Below are 16003 nucleotides of genomic sequence, written 5' to 3'. Positions count from 1 at the left end.
TTTGCAGGGTTTTCTCATGACAAGATAACGAACAAACGCTCGTATAATATGGTAAAATGCGTATAAGGAAACTAAAGTTAAGAAAGGAGGATGAATTCATGCAAAAAGTCCGTTTTATACATACAGCAGATCTACACTTAGACACACCCTTCAAAGGACTCGGACATTTACCAGAAGCGATTTTCGAGCGTATCAAACAAAGTACCTTCGACTCCTTTGAGAGAATCATAACGGAAGCGATTCGGCAGAAAGTCGATTTTGTCGTCATCTCCGGAGATTTATATGATGGGGCGAATCGGAGTTTAAGAGCGCAGCTGTTTTTGAAAAAGCAATTTATCAGATTGGAAGAAGCCAGCATTGAAGTGTTCGCCATCCACGGCAACCATGATCATCTTCAAGGGAAGTTCGTCCAGCTTACCTGGCCGGAGAATGTCCATTTCTTTGGAAGTGAAGAGCCAGATATGCATTCTTTTCATAAAAACAATGATGTTGTCGCTCATCTGTATGGGTACAGCTATCCGCAAAGAGCTGTCACAGAGAATATCGCAGCTCGTTATGAGGTCATTGATGGTGCACCGTTCCACATCGCGTTGCTGCACGGAACTGTCGGAGGTAATACGGACCATGACCCTTATGCCCCTTTCACCATACAAGAACTTATTGAAAAACCTTTTGATTATTGGGCGCTTGGCCACATTCACATACGGTCAGAACTGAATCAAGAGCCACCTATCGTGTATCCAGGAAACATCCAAGGGTTGAATCGGAAAGAGGAAGGGTCGAAAGGGTGTTATCTCGTAGAACTTTCAGAAGCGGGGAACCACCTTCAATTCATCCAGACCGCACCGATCCAATGGCAAACGACGACTTTATCAGCTGAAGGAATAGGAGGGATGGACGATCTATTAAACGGGTTGCAGAAACTCAAGGAAACGTTTCGTTCTAATCTGACCGGTACGATATTGTCTGTATCCATCGCTCCGGATCACCCGTTTGAATCAGAGTTCCAGGACCCATCCGTCATAGAGGAAATGCTCGACCATCTGCAGGAAGGGGAAGAGGATGAAGCCTCTTTCGTTTGGATCAATCGACTGGTAGTGGAGCATCGAAACGAAGACCTGTTGCGAGAATTGAAAGACTCTCATTTTCTGAAAGAAATGATGGAAGTTTTCGATGGACTGGATCAATTGGACGAAGTGTTGCAACCACTCTCAAAACATAGAAAAGCGAAACGGTTTGTTTCCAGGGAAGCGTTTGATGCTGAAGAAATCAAACGTGAAGCACAGAATCTATTGATTGAAACGATGACGAGAGAGTCAGGAAGGTAGGCGGGACATATGAAACTGAAAAGCTTACATATTTTTGGCTTCGGTCGCTTTGAAAACCGTCTGATCGACTTTGAGTCAGAGGACATCCAGGTCATACTCGGGGAGAATGAGTCGGGTAAATCGACCTTGATGGCTTTCGTAGAGTACATGCTGTTCGGTTTTCCGAAGAAAAGCGAAAAGAGACTCCGGTATGAACCGAAAACGACTCAAGCTTATGGCGGAAGGTTGAAGATTGAAACGGAGCGTTATGGGATGTTGACCATTGAACGGACTGGAGGTGCTTCAGGGACAGTCCAGCTTTTTAACGAAGACGGAAGTACAGCTGATGAACAGTTGCTCAATCAAGTCTTAGCCGAAGTGAACCATATGATATTCCGGAATATTTTCTGCTTCAACCTGGATGGACTACAGAAGGTGAATGAAATCAAAGCCGATCAGCTAGGAGAGTACTTGTTCAATGCTGGACTGACCGGCGCACAGCAATTGAACACGATATCCGATCGCCTTGAAGATGAGCAAAACAAATTGTTCAAGCCGAACGGCAAGAATCCGCTTTTGAATCAGAAGCTTGAGAAATTGGTAGAACTGGATCAACAAGTGAAACAGTGGTCAAGCAAGCTTGACGAGTACTCAGCACAGAAGGAAACGCTCGATGTGAAGAAAGAAGAGTTGTCCGAGCTTGAACAGGAAAGATCCAGATGGCAAACGGCAGCATCGAAGCAACAGCATTTCCTTTCCATACATCCTTTATTGGAAAAGAAGAGGACGATCGAGACACAACTGGATGAGCTCCCGAACGCGACGCCTTTTCCTGAAGAAGGTCTGAAACGTTTGAAGATGGCAAAAGAGCGGATGCTCGAACTTGAAGGTGAAGTCCAACATTTAGAAGATTTAATCCTGCAAACCGAACAAACAAAAGATCAACTTGACTTGGACACAGAAAGGTTGGCGCAAGCCTCTGAACTTAACGAGCTGGAACGTTCCTATCATCTGTTCCAGGGTCGACAATCCGACTATGATAAATTGAACGAGCAAATCTCTCACTTGGAATCAGAGATTGTTGAAGAGAAAGATGCCGTCGGTACAGGATGGACAGAAGAGCAGGTACGTTCAGCGAATACAGATTTAGTCTCTAAACAACAGTTGACGACGATACTGAAAAAACTGGATCGACTGGAAAGTGAACAAAAACGTTTAGATCACGATTTAGAGCATTCACGTGTCCAGTTGGAAGAAAACGAAGATAAGCTGGCCAGACTGAAGAGCCGTCTAGTAGAAAAGGAGAAGGTGGAGGCGTATAAGGAACGACTGAAACGCCTTACGAGTCATTCTCCATCTCAAATCAAAGAGCAATTATCCCGCCTACAGCAAATGCAGAAGTCCGACAATCCGTATCCGATCCCAAAGATGATGATTTGGATGTTGATCGGATTAGGAATCATCCTCGCCGCATTCTGGATCATGAACGGAGATCTCATCACCGGATTGATTATCGGTATCGCTTTATCTGGGACAGGTGTGATCCTGAATAGTAGAGGGAATGGAACAGACAGGAAGTTCATCGAAGAAGAGATTAAGCAATTGGAGCGCCAGTTATCCAACCAGGACTATGATGAAAATGAAAAGGAAAAACTGGAAAAGATCCTGATGGAACAGCAACAATTCACTATTCAGAAAGCGCACCTGGAAGAGCAGACGATTGACTTGGAAAAACAATATCAACGGGTTGCAAGGTTATATGATCAATGGGAACTTGACGACATTCAAGTAAAGGAGGAGCTGCACTCTTGGCGGCAAACCTTCAATATGCCTGATCATGTACCGAATGATATGATGCTTGAGCTGTTCGATCGGATTGATAGGTTGAAGCGCCGGGTAATGGAATTGGAGAAACTTAAATCAAGACGTGTACAATTTCAAAATGAAATGGATCGACTCATGTCTAAACTTCAACGGCTCTCTCAAAATACCATTTCCGATCGCCATGATCTTGACCGAGAAATGAATCGATTAGTATCAGAATTGAAACAAGAGCTTGAAAAACAAGAGCAATTGAAGCACTTGGAAAAAGAGCAGGAGGATCTTCTGAAACGGATGGAAGGCTTCCAAAAGAAAGCATCACAGTATGAGAATGAAATGAAGAAGCTTTTCGCCACAGCGGAAGTCAATGATGAAGAGACCTTCTGGTCGAAAGGGAAAGCCAACGAAAAGTTCAACAATCTTATGGAGCAATTGCAGTTGGTCAATGCTCAGCTGGAACATTCGATTACCGAAGAGACTGTGGATGAACTGATGGATATAAAGCAGACCTTTGAACAGACGAAGGAACGGTTGAATGAGTTGAATCATCAAATTGAACAGGCTGATGGAAGAATCGATGGTTTAAGAGATGAATGTGCCACACTTCAGGCGAATATCACACACCTGGAAGAAGACGGATCCTACTCCAATCAACTGCATGCCCTTGAAATGGCGAAAAGTGAATTCAACGAGCAAGCAAAGCAATGGGCGATTTACAGGACAGCCCAGCACGCATTGAATGTGGCGAAACAAAACTATCAAGCTGAAAGACAACCAAGAGTCATGCGTCGGGCTGAAAACTATCTCGATAAACTGACTGAAGGAAGATATACCAGATTGATTGCTCCGAAAGGGGAAGAAAGTTTCCTCATTGAACGGAACGATTCAATCCTTTTCAGACCAGAAGAATTGAGTCGCGCAACGATGGAACAACTGTATCTCGCACTACGGTTTGCATTGGCAGGGGAATATGAGAATAGCGGAGCGTTCCCACTGATCATGGACGATATCCTCGTTAACTTTGATCAGAAGCGAAGAATTCTTGCATCTGAATTGATACAAACGATCGCGAAGGAGCGACAGGTTCTCTATTTTACATGTCATGAGACGACTGCTGAGCCGTTATCTACAGAATCGATCCGATTACCCTCACCGAACACGATGCAGCCGCAAACGTTCTAACAATGGATTTAGGAGTTGAATAGATTTGGGAGCTTACTTGATTTATTTGGTAGAAGATGAGACAGACCTCTCTTTACTGATGAAAGCGTATATGGAAAAGGAAGGCTGGACGGTCAAGGTTTTTCCGGATGGCAACAGTGCATTGGAAGCGATGGAAGACCCTCCTCATCTATGGGTGTTGGATATCATGCTGCCGGACATCGATGGATACGAGCTTTTACGCCGAATCAAAGAAAAGATGGAAACCCCTGTCATCTTCGCTTCTGCCAGAGACGAAGATCTCGACCGTGTAAAAGGTTTGGAATTGGGCAGTGACGACTATCTTTCCAAGCCGTTTCTGCCAAAAGAACTCGTCATCCGTGCGAAGAAACTGTTGCAGCGCATCTATGAAGGACCAGGTGGAAGGCTGCAAACCCGGTGGGTCAATCAATACAGCATCCAACCTATAGAGCGGAAAGTTTTCCATAAAGAAGAGGAAATCGACCTGACTTCCAAGGAATTCGATGTAGTCCTCTTTTTATCCGAGCATGTGAATGAAACGAAAAAACGATCGGAAATCCTTGAGGCCGTTTGGGGTAAGGATTATGTCGGATCAGAAAGAGCAGTCGATGACGTCATCCGCCGGGTACGAAAGAAGATGCCCCGCTTGAATTTGGAGACGTTGTACGGTGGCGGTTATAGGATCGAGCATCCATGAAACAGTTGAGTATCGCTCAGAGAATCTGGCTATCATTTTTCCTACTGGTCTTTGTGGTCGGGCTTTCTGTCGTGGTCATCTACCCGCTTTCCATGAGGGAAGCCCTCACAGACGAAACGTATCGATTAATTGAAGAGCAGCAGGAGTTGATTTTGCAAGGGACGAGTCCAGAGCAGCAGCTACCCGACTCTAGCATGAATTTCATCGAGCGGAGGGAAGCGACCCGGTCTGTCGGACATCTTCTATTAGGGAATCAATCGTTCCTGTTGAAAGGGGATGTCGTACCGGATGTCGTACTGAGTAAAATCTGGGAGAACGTTTCAACGCTGGATGGCCAAGTCGGAGAATTCCAACTGACCTATCGTGAAGCTTCGCTCTTTTACATCATCCGTCCCATAGAAGTGAACGGGAATCCGACGTATCTGGTCTCTTACATGTGGGACACCTATCGGGATCAGCTCGTCCAACGGCTTTGGGAACGTTTGATATGGATTTTCCTAATCGGTATCCTGATCAGCATCATCCCTGCTATCTGGTTGTCCAATTATTTGCGGAAGCCTTTAGTGGTTCTCGGAGAGCGGTTCGAGCAGATCGGGAACCGGGATTGGAAAGAGCCGTTACAGCTGAAAGGGGATCAGGATTTCGAGCTTTTATCGAACCAATTCGAGCGGATGAGGCAGAATCTCATCCGGAATGACGAGTCTCAGAAAATGTTCATCCAACACGCTTCCCATGAATTGAAGACACCGATCATGACGATCAAAAGCTATGCGCAATCCGTGAAAGACGGCGTGATGCCTGAAAAGGATCTCGAGGGGATGATGGATGTCATCCTTCAGCAATCCGGGCGGATGGAAGAACGGGTCAAGGATATGATCTACTTTTCAAAGCTGGATATGTTGCAAGATACAGAACCGGATGCTGTGAAAATCCGTTTCGGTACCTTGCTCGATGAGGTGTTGGATCGGTTCCGTTATCAACGTGAAGACCTTTCTGTCGTTCTTGAGGGTGAAGAGGTGGTCTTCCATGGTGACCGCAAGCAGTGGGAGGTTGTATTTGAAAACCTGATACAAAATGCTTTCCGTTATGCATCCTCTTATATCGAGATTACGGCCGATCAAAAGGATGGGAGAACCTACATGCTTGTAAAGAATGATGGGGAGCGCATACCGGAAGAGGACCTGGATGGATTGTTCGAACCGTTCCAGAAAAGCAATAAGGGGCAGTTTGGTCTTGGCTTAGCTATTGTAAAACGGATCGTAGAACTTCATAATGGTACTGTAGAGGTCCAAAACCATCAGGATGGCGTATGGATTCGGATGGTCATTTGAATATGGACCGTATGTCGTTAGAAGGATGATTTCATGGTAGAAGCTAAACAGAAGAAAACGGCACCATTGCTTTTATTAATGTTGAACCTATTTATCATCATGGTCGGAATCGGACTGGTCATTCCGATTCTCCCTTACTATGTAGAAGCATTCAACGCAACAGGAAGGGATCTCGGTTTGCTGGTCGCTTCCTTCGCATTCATGCAGTTTTTGCTTGCCCCGTTCTGGGGTAGGTTATCGGATCGAATCGGTCGTAAGCCGCTCATCACCCTAGGGATGTTCGGATTTGCTGCAGCGGAATTCATTTTTGCTTTTGCAACGGATCTATGGATGCTGTACGCTTCCAGAATTCTCGCAGGGACTTTCGGCTCTGCAATCATGCCGACAGCAATGGCGTATGTTGCAGATGTCACCTCAGAAGAAGATCGAGGGAAAGGCATGGGCCTTTTAGGGGCAGCCATGGCGTTAGGAATTGTCATCGGACCGGGAATCGGTGGTTGGCTCGCTGAAATCGAGCTCTCATTACCATTTTTGATTGCCGGTTGCGCAGGTACGTTGGCAGCCATCGTATCGGTATTCATGTTGAAAGAAACGTTGTCCGATGCAGACAAGGAAGCAGCGAAGAATGAAGAGAAAGTCAATCATCTCGTCCGGATGATGACCGCGCTGAAAAGCCCGGTCGGCTTCTTGCTCGTGCTTGTCTTCGTGATGAGCTTCGCCTTAGCGAACTTCACTTCCATTTTCGGATTTTACGCGTTGAAGAGGTATGGTTATGACCCAGCTGAAGTCGGCGTGATCGTAGCAGTGACGGGCGTGATCGGTGCCATTGCTCAAGGAACGCTCGTCGGAAGGCTCACAAAGCGGTTCGGAGACAATAGAGTCGTATCCGGATCATTACTGTTGAGTGCCATCGGGTTCGTCCTCATGGTATTTGCGTTTGATTATGTGACGGTTCTTTTGACCGTATCCATCTTCTTTTTAGGAAACTCAATTCTGAGACCATCACTCAATTCCTTCATTTCAAAACTTGCCGGAAAACAGCAAGGGACGATCATGGGATTGAACAACTCGTTTTTGAGTCTGGGGAATGCAGTCGGACCTGTCGTTGCAGGCTTCTTATTCGAGGTCAACATACATATTCCATACTTGCTCGGAGCAGCTGTATTGTTGGTTGCACTGGCCGCAGTGAAAGTATGGACAGCATCAAAGGTCGAGAACAGTACAATTGAAAACAGTAATTAATTAAGGAGGTAACGGAATGAAACGAGGTATCCAGCAATATGATGTAGGCGATGTATTTGATGATTTTCTGCTGATCAAATCAGCATCCAAAGGGGTGACGAGTACAGGCAAGCCGTTCATGACCCTCATTCTCCAGGATCATACAGGGGATATCGAGGCGAAACTTTGGGATTCATCACCTGAAGATGAGAAGCAATATTTGCCTGAGTACATCGTGCGTGTGATGGGTGACATTACAAGCTACCGCGGGAAAAATCAGTTGAAAGTGAAACAGATCCGATTATCGAATGAAGCGGATGGCGTCAGTGTTCATGATTTCGTCGAGACTGCACCGATTGCACAAGATGAAATGATCGAAGTGATCACCCAGGCGATTTTTGAAATGAAAAACCCGAACATCCAACGCATTACGCGTCACCTCGTGAAGAAGCATCAGAAAGCATTCTTGGATTTCCCTGCTGCGACGAAGAACCATCATGACTTTGTGTCCGGGCTTGCGTTCCATGTGGTCTCGATGCTTCGTCTCGCGAAGTCGATCGCACAGTTGTATCCATCATTGGATACCGACCTTCTTTATGCCGGTGTCATTTTACATGACCTTGGAAAAACGAGGGAACTCTCCGGTCCGGTTGCACCAAGCTACACACTTGAAGGGAATCTGCTTGGACACATCACGATGATGGTCGAAGAAATCAAGGAAGCGGCACAAGAACTGGACATTGATGGGGAAGAGGTCGTCATCCTCCAGCACATGGTCTTGAGCCACCATCATAAAGCAGAGTGGGGAAGTCCTAAACCGCCATTAGTCCGTGAGGCGGAAATTCTCCATTATATCGATAACATCGATGCGAAGATGAACATGATGGACCGTGCCTTGAGTAAAGTCGAACCAGGTGAATATACGGAGCGTGTCTTTGCCCTCGATAACCGTTCCTTCTATAAACCTCTGATGGATCATAAAAAGACTGTACCGACCAATATGTAATCTGTCATAAACAACCGTTTTCCTACATACCTTTGTAATATCAATGCTTGTCTACAAAGGGAGGAATTGTGATGCGTCGCCTTTACGTAGTCGCAACGGTTGTTTTATTTTTTGTCTTATTGCAATGGACAGGTATATACGCAAGCCTCACGCCCGTTTTGTCAGGTGTACCGTGGTGGATGTATTTCGTGATGGCCGGAATCGCCTACTCGGGATACCGGGCATGGCACCATGCGATGGAGGACAAGAAGCTTGATCGTGTCCACATCGAAGAAGAAGGTAAAGTGTATATGGAACGGATTGAAGAAGAAAAGAAGCGAAGAGACCATGCATCAGGAGAATGAGCATATATAGGTGAAAAAGCTGATTCAGCACAACCTTAATGGGGTGTCGAATCAGCTTTTTTATTTTTGAGGAAGAAAAAATCTGCAAAAAGGGCCTGATGATGAGAATTATAGATCAGATTTCAGAATTATAGACCAGATTTCGGAATTATAGACCAGATTCAGAAATTATAGATCAGATTCCAGAATTATAGACCAAAATCAGAAAATATAGCCCAAACGCCACAACTCCTGGCGATTCCACAAACCCACACATATGAAAAAAGAAGCTGACGCGAGGTCAGCTTCTTCCTTATTGAACGTTTTATTTCGCTTCTTCAGGGTTTTCAGAGCCGCCCTTTTTGAACAAGTCTTTGTACTCGTCCACTTTTACATCGATATCAGCATCTTCTAGAGCTTTGTCGATTGGATTGGATTCAGGGTTTTTCTGTGCTTGCTCTTGAGCTTTTTGCTGAAGTAGTGTTTTCTTGATTTGGTATTCTGCATCTTCAAATGATTGTGTTTTTTGATCCAACACTTCAATGATGTGGAAGCCGTGTTGGGATTTCACTGGCTCAGAAATCTTACCAGGTTCAAGGGTGAATGCTGCTTGTTCGAATTCAGGGACCATTTGTCCGCGACCGAATGTGCCTAACTCTCCACCTTTTTCTTTAGAACCAGGGTCTGTAGAATATTCTTTCGCCAATTTAGCGAAGTCTCCGCCGTCTTCAAGCTTCTGCTTCACTTCTTTCGCCGTTTTCTCGTCTTTTACAAGGATATGACGAGCTTCTACTTCTTCTACTTTATATTGCTCTTCGTACATTTTCTTCATTTCTTCCTCAGAAGCTTCGATTCCTTCGGTTTGAGCTTTGAAGAATACAAGGTTACGTTTCACGACATCGCGAAGTTCATCTTCACCTTTAATTCCGCTTTGTTCAAGAGCGTTCTTGAATCCTTCTTCTCCACCGAATTGACTCTTCAAGTATTCGATTTCTTTATCCAATTCTTTATCCGTTACTTCGTATTTCTCAGAAAGAACTTTATATTGTACGAGCTCTTTAAGTATTTGTTCGGATTGAGGTTGTTTCTTCAACTCATTGTAGAAATCCTCTTGTGTCACTTCTCCTGCTTTTGTTTCCACCAGGACCTTACTGTCTCCTGATGCGCCGTCATTGCTGCATGCTGCGACCCCAAAGATCGTCGTTGCGGCTGCAATGGATAGGATCCACTTTTTCATCGACATACACTCCTATGAAGTAGAAATTTTTTCACATGTTCTACTATAGCATATCCCTCTATTAAAAATACACTCTGGACCGCAAATATGAGAAAAAATACACATTTATTGGAATTGCTTGTGCAGGAGCCCGTTTTTCAAAATAAGGGCATTGGTCTAATCAAAATTGCTCTAGACTTATACACTATACTGTACACCAAAAGGAGGGATTGCAATGGGTTACGGATATGGAAGCGGCTTTGCTTTGATCGTAGTATTGTTCCTTTTGTTAATCATCATAGGAGCTTGCTGCCTCTGTTAGAAAGGAATTTTTAACAAACGAAGGATAGCCGCCTATGCTTTGGGTTATATGGATGCATAGGATAAAGCAACACCAGAACAGGGGGTGAGATCATGGGTGGATACGGATATGGAAAAGGATTCGCGATTATCGTCGTATTGTTCATCCTTTTGATTATCGTAGGATGCGCTTGTCTAGGTTAATAGGATAATAATGGGGAATAAGAAAGAGGCTGACTTGCTTGTCAGCCTCTTGTTTACTTATCCGAAAAAATACATACTATCTTTCGGCTAAGCTGTCCTATATAATCATCTTGTTACCATGTTTGCTCCATAACCGTTCTGGGGAATAATGAGTTATTATGAGACATAAATGACTTCAATATAGGAGCTTACCAGTAATATCGTAATCATGATGTTGATCCATCGGAATACATTCACCTGTTTTTCGGCAGGGATGTTTTTTTGGATACATAGACGATTCGTCAAAGAATTGAACAAGAATAGTACAACGCTTGCGAATGCTATATAGTAGATTGCGATTAGTGTCATAATTGAACCTCCAACGTTTAGAGATTGTATATTAAACATACCAAAAGATCAACCAATTGAACAGTGACAACTATCATGAGACAAGAGAGATAGGAGGAGAAAACCGTTGAAACTCAGGTGGAAATCAGCCTTTTTCATACTGCTTACCATCATGATCATCGTACCGATCATCGTCGTATCCTTGATTTTCGTCAGCGATCAGAATCAAGAAGAGATGAGAAGGCAGGAAGCGAAACAGGGGAAAGCGATATTCAATATCGAATCTTCAAAAGAACAATTGAATTTCCTCATTAAAGAACAGTTGACCGAATTGAAATCAGGACGAAATCCTAAATTCGATTATGATGTCCGTCTGAAAGATAATGTCCAGGTAACCGGCTATTTTACATTCTTTTCTAATCAAGTGGACTTTACGATGGACTTCGAACCACAAGTGCTTGATAACGGGAATCTGATTTTAAAAGAGGAATCAATCAAGCTTGGAGCACTGAAACTTCCGGGTGAGAAAATTTTGGAGTTCATCAAAGGCAGTACGAAATTGCCTCCGTGGGTGGAAATCAATGATAATGAAGAAACGATACTCGTGAAGTTGACCGAATACAAATTTCAGGATCAGTTGTTCTTGAAAGCAGATTCATTCGATCTTGAAGAAGATAATATCCGTTTCAAGGTGTATTACATTACAGAAGAATAAAAAAAGGCTGCCTCGGCAGCCTTTTTTGTTTGTGGATGTTGCGACTTTTAATTTTAAAAAGTACGACGTACGATGATTTGGAATCCTGTCGGACTGTCTTCTAAGAAAGAATCACTCGGTGCATTCCACAAGTGCATCACATAGATCAAGTCTTTAAGACAATAGAACATGTTCAATGTGGAGACAATCGCAAATACATGCAAGTATTCCGGGAAGAACAAAGGACCTACTAATGAAACTGAGGTAATGACAACAAGCGGGAATGAGACCGCAATTAATGCTGTTCTCTTTGGCAATACGTCCGGAATACGGCAGAAGAACGAGAAACGGTTATCTGCCAACTCCATCCAAGCTTTTTTTCCCGTCATCCAAATCGGTATACAATGCAACAATGTATGCAATGGAATAATCAAAACAGCCAGTACCAAAATCGACAACAAGCCGGTTTGAGTGTAGATTGTTTCCGGGTGAAACATTCTAAACAACATAAAATAAACGATAAAATACGTCAGACTGAACATCGTCGAAAGGAGCCCTAATCGCAATTTACCGTATTCTCTGATTAAGTTGATTGACTTGAAGCAATTCATGCTGAATCACCTTCTTTTATTAGGATTGTTCATTAAGTGTGGAAAAAGGTGAAAACCTTACTTTTCAAAAACCACGTACATACATTACGATGTTTTATTTAAAAAATCAATAGGTTTTACAAAAAAATTATAAAGCATTTGGAAGTATTTTCACGCAGGGAAAGTGGGGGTACAATAAAGAGTAAGAAAACGATGGATTTAACCAGTATAGGAAGTGTTTTAAAATGAATGATCAAGATCGTGAGAAGATTGATCGTCTTTCTTTCTATCAACAGTTGCTGATCAGAACGATGGATGAGAAAGAATATCCATGGTATCGGATGATTGTGGAGAAAAACTTGAGTGAAGGAGAGGTTGAAGACATTTATCGGTTGTTCGAAGAGTTGGAACGCAAAAAGGAAGATTTAAGAGAAGCCGGTATGCTCGATCAGACTCCTCTTCTTCTTCATTATGTAGGCATGCTTAATTTGACTTTGCATCCTTTCATGACTGCAAATGCTCTGAACAGACAAGGGTATTTCAAAATCTTGACTGCAGAGTTAATTGAGATGATGAAAGAGAAAGAAAGTCAAATTAAGTAGTGGCTAATTTTTCAGTTTCTTCGTCTTCCTGTTCGTCAAGGTGTTTTGCATCTGGATTATTTTTGTTCGGAAGCAATTGACCGTTTACTTCGTCAAATTCCTGGTCAATTTTTGTAACCGTTGTATCGAGAATGGACATGAATTCATTGCCGTACACACTTCTGATGACAGCCATCAATTCATCGAACTCAGGGAATTTCCCATATAATTCACGGATTTTGAGTGAGGCACCGAAAATGCCATATTCTTCAGGCTCATACGCTTCAATGGTCCTTAACAGAAGATCTCGTCCTGACTCCGTTAATTTTACATACGTGTTCCGTTTGTCGTTTTCTTTTTTAGAGAATGTCAGATATCCTTGTTCTTCAAGCTTTTTGGAAAAGTTGAAGGCAGTAGAAACGTGCATGACACCATACTTGGAGATGTCAGAGATCGAAGCTCCTTCCAAGTGGTAGGCGATCCAGAGGATATGATGCTCGTTAATATTCAGGCCAAATGGTTTGATCCATCCTTGCCAGTCTTTTTCTACGCATTTCCACATCGCTTTGCTGATTTGAGCAACTTTGTGACTGAACATCATTGCTTCCTTCATTGAAAAATCTTTCTTGTTTTCCATAATGAGCCTCCATTCTTAACTTAATTATGACAGGAATTGTTAGATTTATAAAGCGAAATATCCAACTATTCATAACTTCTTAACAGTAAGAACTGTCTAAATCTATGTAAATTGTAGTGTATATTAGTCTAATTTCGACAAAAAAGGACAAAACCTTTTTTTATCGATAAGAAAAATTTAAAATTAATGGAATTTCTATTATTGTACAATAGTTTGTATTACTCATCTATTATCGGCAACTTGTAAAAAAGGTTTAGATTGTTTCTCATTTTGCCACAAAATGCATTTTAGTACTAATCCTCCCTATGAGAGGGTCAAACCCGCGGTGATGGTAATGAATAAGGGCTAATCATCCCTATGAGAGGGTCAAACCCAAGGTGATGGTAATGAATAAGGGCTATTCATCCCTATGGGAGGCAAAAACCTTAGTGATGGTAATGAATAGGAGCTATTCTTCCCTAAGAGAGGCATACACTCGTAGTGATAGTAATGATTATGAAGATTTTAACACCACCAACATAAAAAAGCTGCCCCTGTGGGACAGCTTTGTAGCTTATGGATTATTTCTTAACTGGTTTCTTTGATTCTTCTTGAAGTTCAGAAACCGATTCTTGGATCGTATCCATGTCTTCCTTGATGTTTTCAACGTTCGGCTCGATGTCTTTTCTCCACGATTTGATATCTTCCTTCAAATCGGTAGCGACTTCCTTGAACGCATCGACACCTTCTTTAGAAACTTGTACGATCTGTTCCTTCAGGCTGATGCCTTCCTTCTTCACATCCATGATCGTGAGCTTCAATTTATTAGTCGAATCCTTAATGTCTTTACGGAGCTCCCGACCTGACTTCGGTGTCGATAATAGAGTTGCTGCCGCCGTGACGATACTTCCTACCGCAAAGCCGATTAATACTGATTTTTGAGTTTTCTTCATCCTAGATACCTTCTCCTTTCGTGATCTTTTCTCATCTGACCAGATCATGTGACATGTTCAGGGCAAACAAGACAAGTCTCTTAATACATAATTCGCGAGACCTTTCGATAAACCTCTATAAATCGTTCGACCATTTCTACAAAACATTCCCATGAAATCGACATGATAAAACAATACTCGGGGAATAAACCGGTTGTCTCTATCATAGGATGATATGGGGTGATGTGAGATGATCTACGGAATAATCGTACTGGCCATACTCGGCTTACTTCTTTTATTTCTAATGACAAGGATGTTTCTCGATACGAAAAGGTACTCATTCCGAAATGTGAGTGTCTATAAGAAACAAAGTATCGGAAAGCTCTTCGGTGTGATCGGAAGTGTCTGTCTCTTGCTTGTCGTTCTTTTTTTCGTGATCAAATTTTGATGACAACGGATTCGTCCCAATGTAGTGTATCCAAACCTCTCGAATGATACCAGAATACTTTCAATTAGCATCTTGGCAAACTTCCCTTATCGGATTAAGATGAAGAAAGATGTGGAAAATAAGATAAGAAGGAGGCGGTTGAGATGTTGAAGAAGATCAAGGTATTCATGTACTTCAGGAAAATGTTGAAAAGGGCACGTGTCCTGATTGCCGATGAGTCGGAAAGCGGGAACATGGTCCAGAATGTACGTGCAAAGCTCCAAAAAGATGACATCCAGGAGGCCTTAAGAGGATTTTTGGACAAGATACAAGCGTTGATTCGCCTTGTGGATCAATATCGTCTCGGAAACTATAGAGATATCTCTAAAAAATCCATCGTTATGGTCACAGCCGGATTATTGTATTTCTTGAGTCCAGTGGATGCTATACCGGATTTTATCGCTGGTTTAGGCTTAGTGGATGACATCGCCGTAATCGGATACATCTGGAAAACAGTCAACAATGAACTGCAGCAATTTTTATCATGGGAAGAAGATGAAAAGAAGAAAACCGATACCATTGGATAGGCATCGGTTTTTTTGCGCTTTTCTATTTATGCGTTATATGCGAAGTTGGATCTTTTTGTTACCATTTGTAAAATCGGATACAGTACGGTCATGACGATCGTGTTGACGATGGTAGTCGGGATGACGACTGTTAGGAACAGTGCGGCAAAAGGTGCCGGTAACCCGGTGATGATTGCTGCGGCTCCTAAGAAGATCGCACCGCTGATGACTGTGCCGACAGCGGTCAGGAATGACACTAATACCACATTCCCGTGGTATTTTTTTAATGTAAGATATAAACCGAATACGACGAAAGCGGTAATTGGTTTGTCGATCAGATTAGCAAGCTGACCACCTGGGAAAGTCGTCGTCAACGCAGAAATGACGCCTGTCGCCAAGGCTGTGACTGCGACGCTTTTTTTATTCGGGAATAGGATGATCGCCAGGAACATCATCGTCAGGAGCATATCGATCTTCATCGCTCCTAAAATCCCTGGAATGATAGCGTGCAATACAAGACCTACTGCAAGTAATACTCCAATTAAAGCTAATTGAATGGATTTCATTGTGAATCCTCTCCTCTTCTCAACTCGTCTCGTCTACCCCAATAGTGCGCTCGTGCCTATTGCGAGTTAAACGGATGTGACTATTTTATCAAGGAT

18 protein-coding genes are annotated in these 16003 nt (G+C 43.0%); 12 read left to right on the top strand and 6 right to left on the bottom strand.

Annotated elements, in window-relative coordinates:
* The first annotated feature begins 98 nt into the window (after positions 1 to 98).
* From ACXQIQ_RS09610 to ACXQIQ_RS09580, 7 genes are all read left to right on the top strand, one after another.
* Positions 99 to 1328: a metallophosphoesterase family protein gene (locus ACXQIQ_RS09610; RefSeq protein ID WP_439298984.1), complete on the top strand. Its 1230-nt coding sequence runs from the start codon at positions 99 to 101 to the stop codon at positions 1326 to 1328.
* A gap of 9 nt (positions 1329 to 1337) precedes the next feature.
* Positions 1338 to 4310: an ATP-binding protein gene (locus ACXQIQ_RS09605; protein WP_439298985.1), complete on the top strand. Its 2973-nt coding sequence runs from the start codon at positions 1338 to 1340 to the stop codon at positions 4308 to 4310.
* A 25-nt stretch (positions 4311 to 4335) separates the two neighbouring features.
* Complete coding sequence (locus ACXQIQ_RS09600; protein ID WP_439298986.1) at positions 4336 to 5007, top strand: response regulator transcription factor; 672 nt, start codon at positions 4336 to 4338, stop codon at positions 5005 to 5007.
* Positions 5004 to 6338 carry a sensor histidine kinase gene (locus tag ACXQIQ_RS09595; RefSeq protein ID WP_439298987.1) on the top strand — a complete coding sequence of 445 codons (1335 nt, stop codon included), beginning with the start codon at positions 5004 to 5006 and terminating at the stop codon, positions 6336 to 6338. Before ACXQIQ_RS09600 ends, ACXQIQ_RS09595 begins: the two co-directional genes overlap by 4 nt.
* A 33-nt stretch (positions 6339 to 6371) precedes the next feature.
* Positions 6372 to 7580 carry an MFS transporter gene (locus ACXQIQ_RS09590; protein ID WP_439298988.1) on the top strand — a complete coding sequence of 403 codons (1209 nt, stop codon included), beginning with the start codon at positions 6372 to 6374 and terminating at the stop codon, positions 7578 to 7580.
* A 16-nt stretch (positions 7581 to 7596) separates the two neighbouring features.
* Positions 7597 to 8565, top strand: a complete 969-nt coding sequence (gene yhaM, locus ACXQIQ_RS09585; RefSeq protein WP_439298989.1) for a 3'-5' exoribonuclease YhaM — start codon at positions 7597 to 7599, stop codon at positions 8563 to 8565.
* A gap of 71 nt (positions 8566 to 8636) precedes the next feature.
* A complete protein-coding gene (locus ACXQIQ_RS09580; RefSeq protein ID WP_439298990.1) occupies positions 8637 to 8909 on the top strand; it encodes a sporulation YhaL family protein in 273 nt (90 codons plus the stop codon).
* A 304-nt stretch (positions 8910 to 9213) separates the two neighbouring features.
* Here ACXQIQ_RS09580 and ACXQIQ_RS09575 read toward each other — a convergent pair whose 3' ends face one another.
* Positions 9214 to 10125 (bottom strand): peptidylprolyl isomerase, encoded by a 912-nt coding sequence (locus tag ACXQIQ_RS09575; protein WP_439298991.1) that lies wholly within the window; start codon positions 10123 to 10125, stop codon positions 9214 to 9216.
* A 214-nt stretch (positions 10126 to 10339) separates the two neighbouring features.
* Here ACXQIQ_RS09575 and ACXQIQ_RS09570 point away from each other — a divergent pair, with 214 nt between their 5' ends.
* Complete coding sequence (locus tag ACXQIQ_RS09570; protein ID WP_439301904.1) at positions 10340 to 10426, top strand: YjcZ family sporulation protein; 87 nt, start codon at positions 10340 to 10342, stop codon at positions 10424 to 10426.
* 92 nt (positions 10427 to 10518) lie between these two features.
* Complete coding sequence (locus ACXQIQ_RS09565) at positions 10519 to 10608, top strand: YjcZ family sporulation protein (RefSeq protein WP_439298992.1); 90 nt, start codon at positions 10519 to 10521, stop codon at positions 10606 to 10608.
* Positions 10609 to 10764: 156 nt separating this feature from the next.
* On the opposite strand, the gene ACXQIQ_RS09560 is transcribed toward ACXQIQ_RS09565, so the two are convergent.
* Positions 10765 to 10956: a hypothetical protein gene (locus ACXQIQ_RS09560; RefSeq protein WP_268963907.1), complete on the bottom strand. Its 192-nt coding sequence runs from the start codon at positions 10954 to 10956 to the stop codon at positions 10765 to 10767.
* A gap of 106 nt (positions 10957 to 11062) precedes the next feature.
* On the opposite strand from ACXQIQ_RS09560, the gene ACXQIQ_RS09555 reads away from it, so the two are divergent.
* Positions 11063 to 11650, top strand: coding sequence for a YpmS family protein (locus ACXQIQ_RS09555; RefSeq protein ID WP_439298993.1), 588 nt, complete (start codon positions 11063 to 11065; stop codon positions 11648 to 11650).
* Positions 11651 to 11703: 53 nt separating this feature from the next.
* Here the strand turns inward: ACXQIQ_RS09555 and ACXQIQ_RS09550 are convergent, their stop codons facing one another.
* Positions 11704 to 12240, bottom strand: coding sequence for a DUF3267 domain-containing protein (locus ACXQIQ_RS09550; RefSeq protein ID WP_439298994.1), 537 nt, complete (start codon positions 12238 to 12240; stop codon positions 11704 to 11706).
* A gap of 224 nt (positions 12241 to 12464) precedes the next feature.
* Here ACXQIQ_RS09550 and ACXQIQ_RS09545 point away from each other — a divergent pair, with 224 nt between their 5' ends.
* Positions 12465 to 12821, top strand: coding sequence for a DUF1878 family protein (locus ACXQIQ_RS09545; RefSeq protein ID WP_439298995.1), 357 nt, complete (start codon positions 12465 to 12467; stop codon positions 12819 to 12821).
* On the opposite strand, the gene ACXQIQ_RS09540 is transcribed toward ACXQIQ_RS09545, so the two are convergent.
* Together ACXQIQ_RS09540 and ACXQIQ_RS09535 are read right to left on the bottom strand one after the other, a co-directional pair.
* Positions 12814 to 13437 (bottom strand): HTH-type transcriptional regulator Hpr, encoded by a 624-nt coding sequence (locus tag ACXQIQ_RS09540; RefSeq protein WP_439298996.1) that lies wholly within the window; start codon positions 13435 to 13437, stop codon positions 12814 to 12816. The two genes, ACXQIQ_RS09545 and ACXQIQ_RS09540, sit on opposite strands and share 8 nt — an antisense overlap.
* 560 nt (positions 13438 to 13997) lie before the next feature.
* On the bottom strand, positions 13998 to 14369 hold the full coding sequence (locus ACXQIQ_RS09535; protein WP_439298997.1) for a YtxH domain-containing protein: 372 nt from the start codon (positions 14367 to 14369) through the stop codon (positions 13998 to 14000).
* A 570-nt stretch (positions 14370 to 14939) separates the two neighbouring features.
* On the opposite strand from ACXQIQ_RS09535, the gene ACXQIQ_RS09530 reads away from it, so the two are divergent.
* Positions 14940 to 15362 carry a YkvA family protein gene (locus ACXQIQ_RS09530; protein WP_439298998.1) on the top strand — a complete coding sequence of 141 codons (423 nt, stop codon included), beginning with the start codon at positions 14940 to 14942 and terminating at the stop codon, positions 15360 to 15362.
* 26 nt (positions 15363 to 15388) lie between these two features.
* Here ACXQIQ_RS09530 and ACXQIQ_RS09525 read toward each other — a convergent pair whose 3' ends face one another.
* Positions 15389 to 15907 (bottom strand): tryptophan transporter, encoded by a 519-nt coding sequence (locus tag ACXQIQ_RS09525; protein ID WP_439298999.1) that lies wholly within the window; start codon positions 15905 to 15907, stop codon positions 15389 to 15391.
* Positions 15908 to 16003: the final 96 nt, after the last annotated feature.

This window comes from Pseudalkalibacillus sp. Hm43, assembly GCF_054170705.1.
This window is presented reverse-complemented; position numbering and strand designations above follow the sequence as displayed.

Coding starts and splice junctions, on each gene's coding strand:
- ACXQIQ_RS09610 (WP_439298984.1), top strand. CDS start 99: ATGCAAAAAGTCCGTTTTATACATACAGCAGATCTACACTTAGACACA.
- ACXQIQ_RS09605 (WP_439298985.1), top strand. CDS start 1,338: ATGAAACTGAAAAGCTTACATATTTTTGGCTTCGGTCGCTTTGAAAAC.
- ACXQIQ_RS09595 (WP_439298987.1), top strand. CDS start 5,004: ATGAAACAGTTGAGTATCGCTCAGAGAATCTGGCTATCATTTTTCCTA.
- ACXQIQ_RS09590 (WP_439298988.1), top strand. CDS start 6,372: ATGGTAGAAGCTAAACAGAAGAAAACGGCACCATTGCTTTTATTAATG.
- yhaM (WP_439298989.1), top strand. CDS start 7,597: ATGAAACGAGGTATCCAGCAATATGATGTAGGCGATGTATTTGATGAT.
- ACXQIQ_RS09580 (WP_439298990.1), top strand. CDS start 8,637: ATGCGTCGCCTTTACGTAGTCGCAACGGTTGTTTTATTTTTTGTCTTA.
- ACXQIQ_RS09575 (WP_439298991.1), bottom strand. CDS start 10,125: ATGAAAAAGTGGATCCTATCCATTGCAGCCGCAACGACGATCTTTGGG.
- ACXQIQ_RS09570 (WP_439301904.1), top strand. CDS start 10,340: ATGGGTTACGGATATGGAAGCGGCTTTGCTTTGATCGTAGTATTGTTC.
- ACXQIQ_RS09565 (WP_439298992.1), top strand. CDS start 10,519: ATGGGTGGATACGGATATGGAAAAGGATTCGCGATTATCGTCGTATTG.
- ACXQIQ_RS09560 (WP_268963907.1), bottom strand. CDS start 10,956: ATGACACTAATCGCAATCTACTATATAGCATTCGCAAGCGTTGTACTA.
- ACXQIQ_RS09550 (WP_439298994.1), bottom strand. CDS start 12,240: ATGAATTGCTTCAAGTCAATCAACTTAATCAGAGAATACGGTAAATTG.
- ACXQIQ_RS09545 (WP_439298995.1), top strand. CDS start 12,465: ATGAATGATCAAGATCGTGAGAAGATTGATCGTCTTTCTTTCTATCAA.
- ACXQIQ_RS09540 (WP_439298996.1), bottom strand. CDS start 13,437: ATGGAAAACAAGAAAGATTTTTCAATGAAGGAAGCAATGATGTTCAGT.
- ACXQIQ_RS09535 (WP_439298997.1), bottom strand. CDS start 14,369: ATGAAGAAAACTCAAAAATCAGTATTAATCGGCTTTGCGGTAGGAAGT.
- ACXQIQ_RS09530 (WP_439298998.1), top strand. CDS start 14,940: ATGTTGAAGAAGATCAAGGTATTCATGTACTTCAGGAAAATGTTGAAA.
- ACXQIQ_RS09525 (WP_439298999.1), bottom strand. CDS start 15,907: ATGAAATCCATTCAATTAGCTTTAATTGGAGTATTACTTGCAGTAGGT.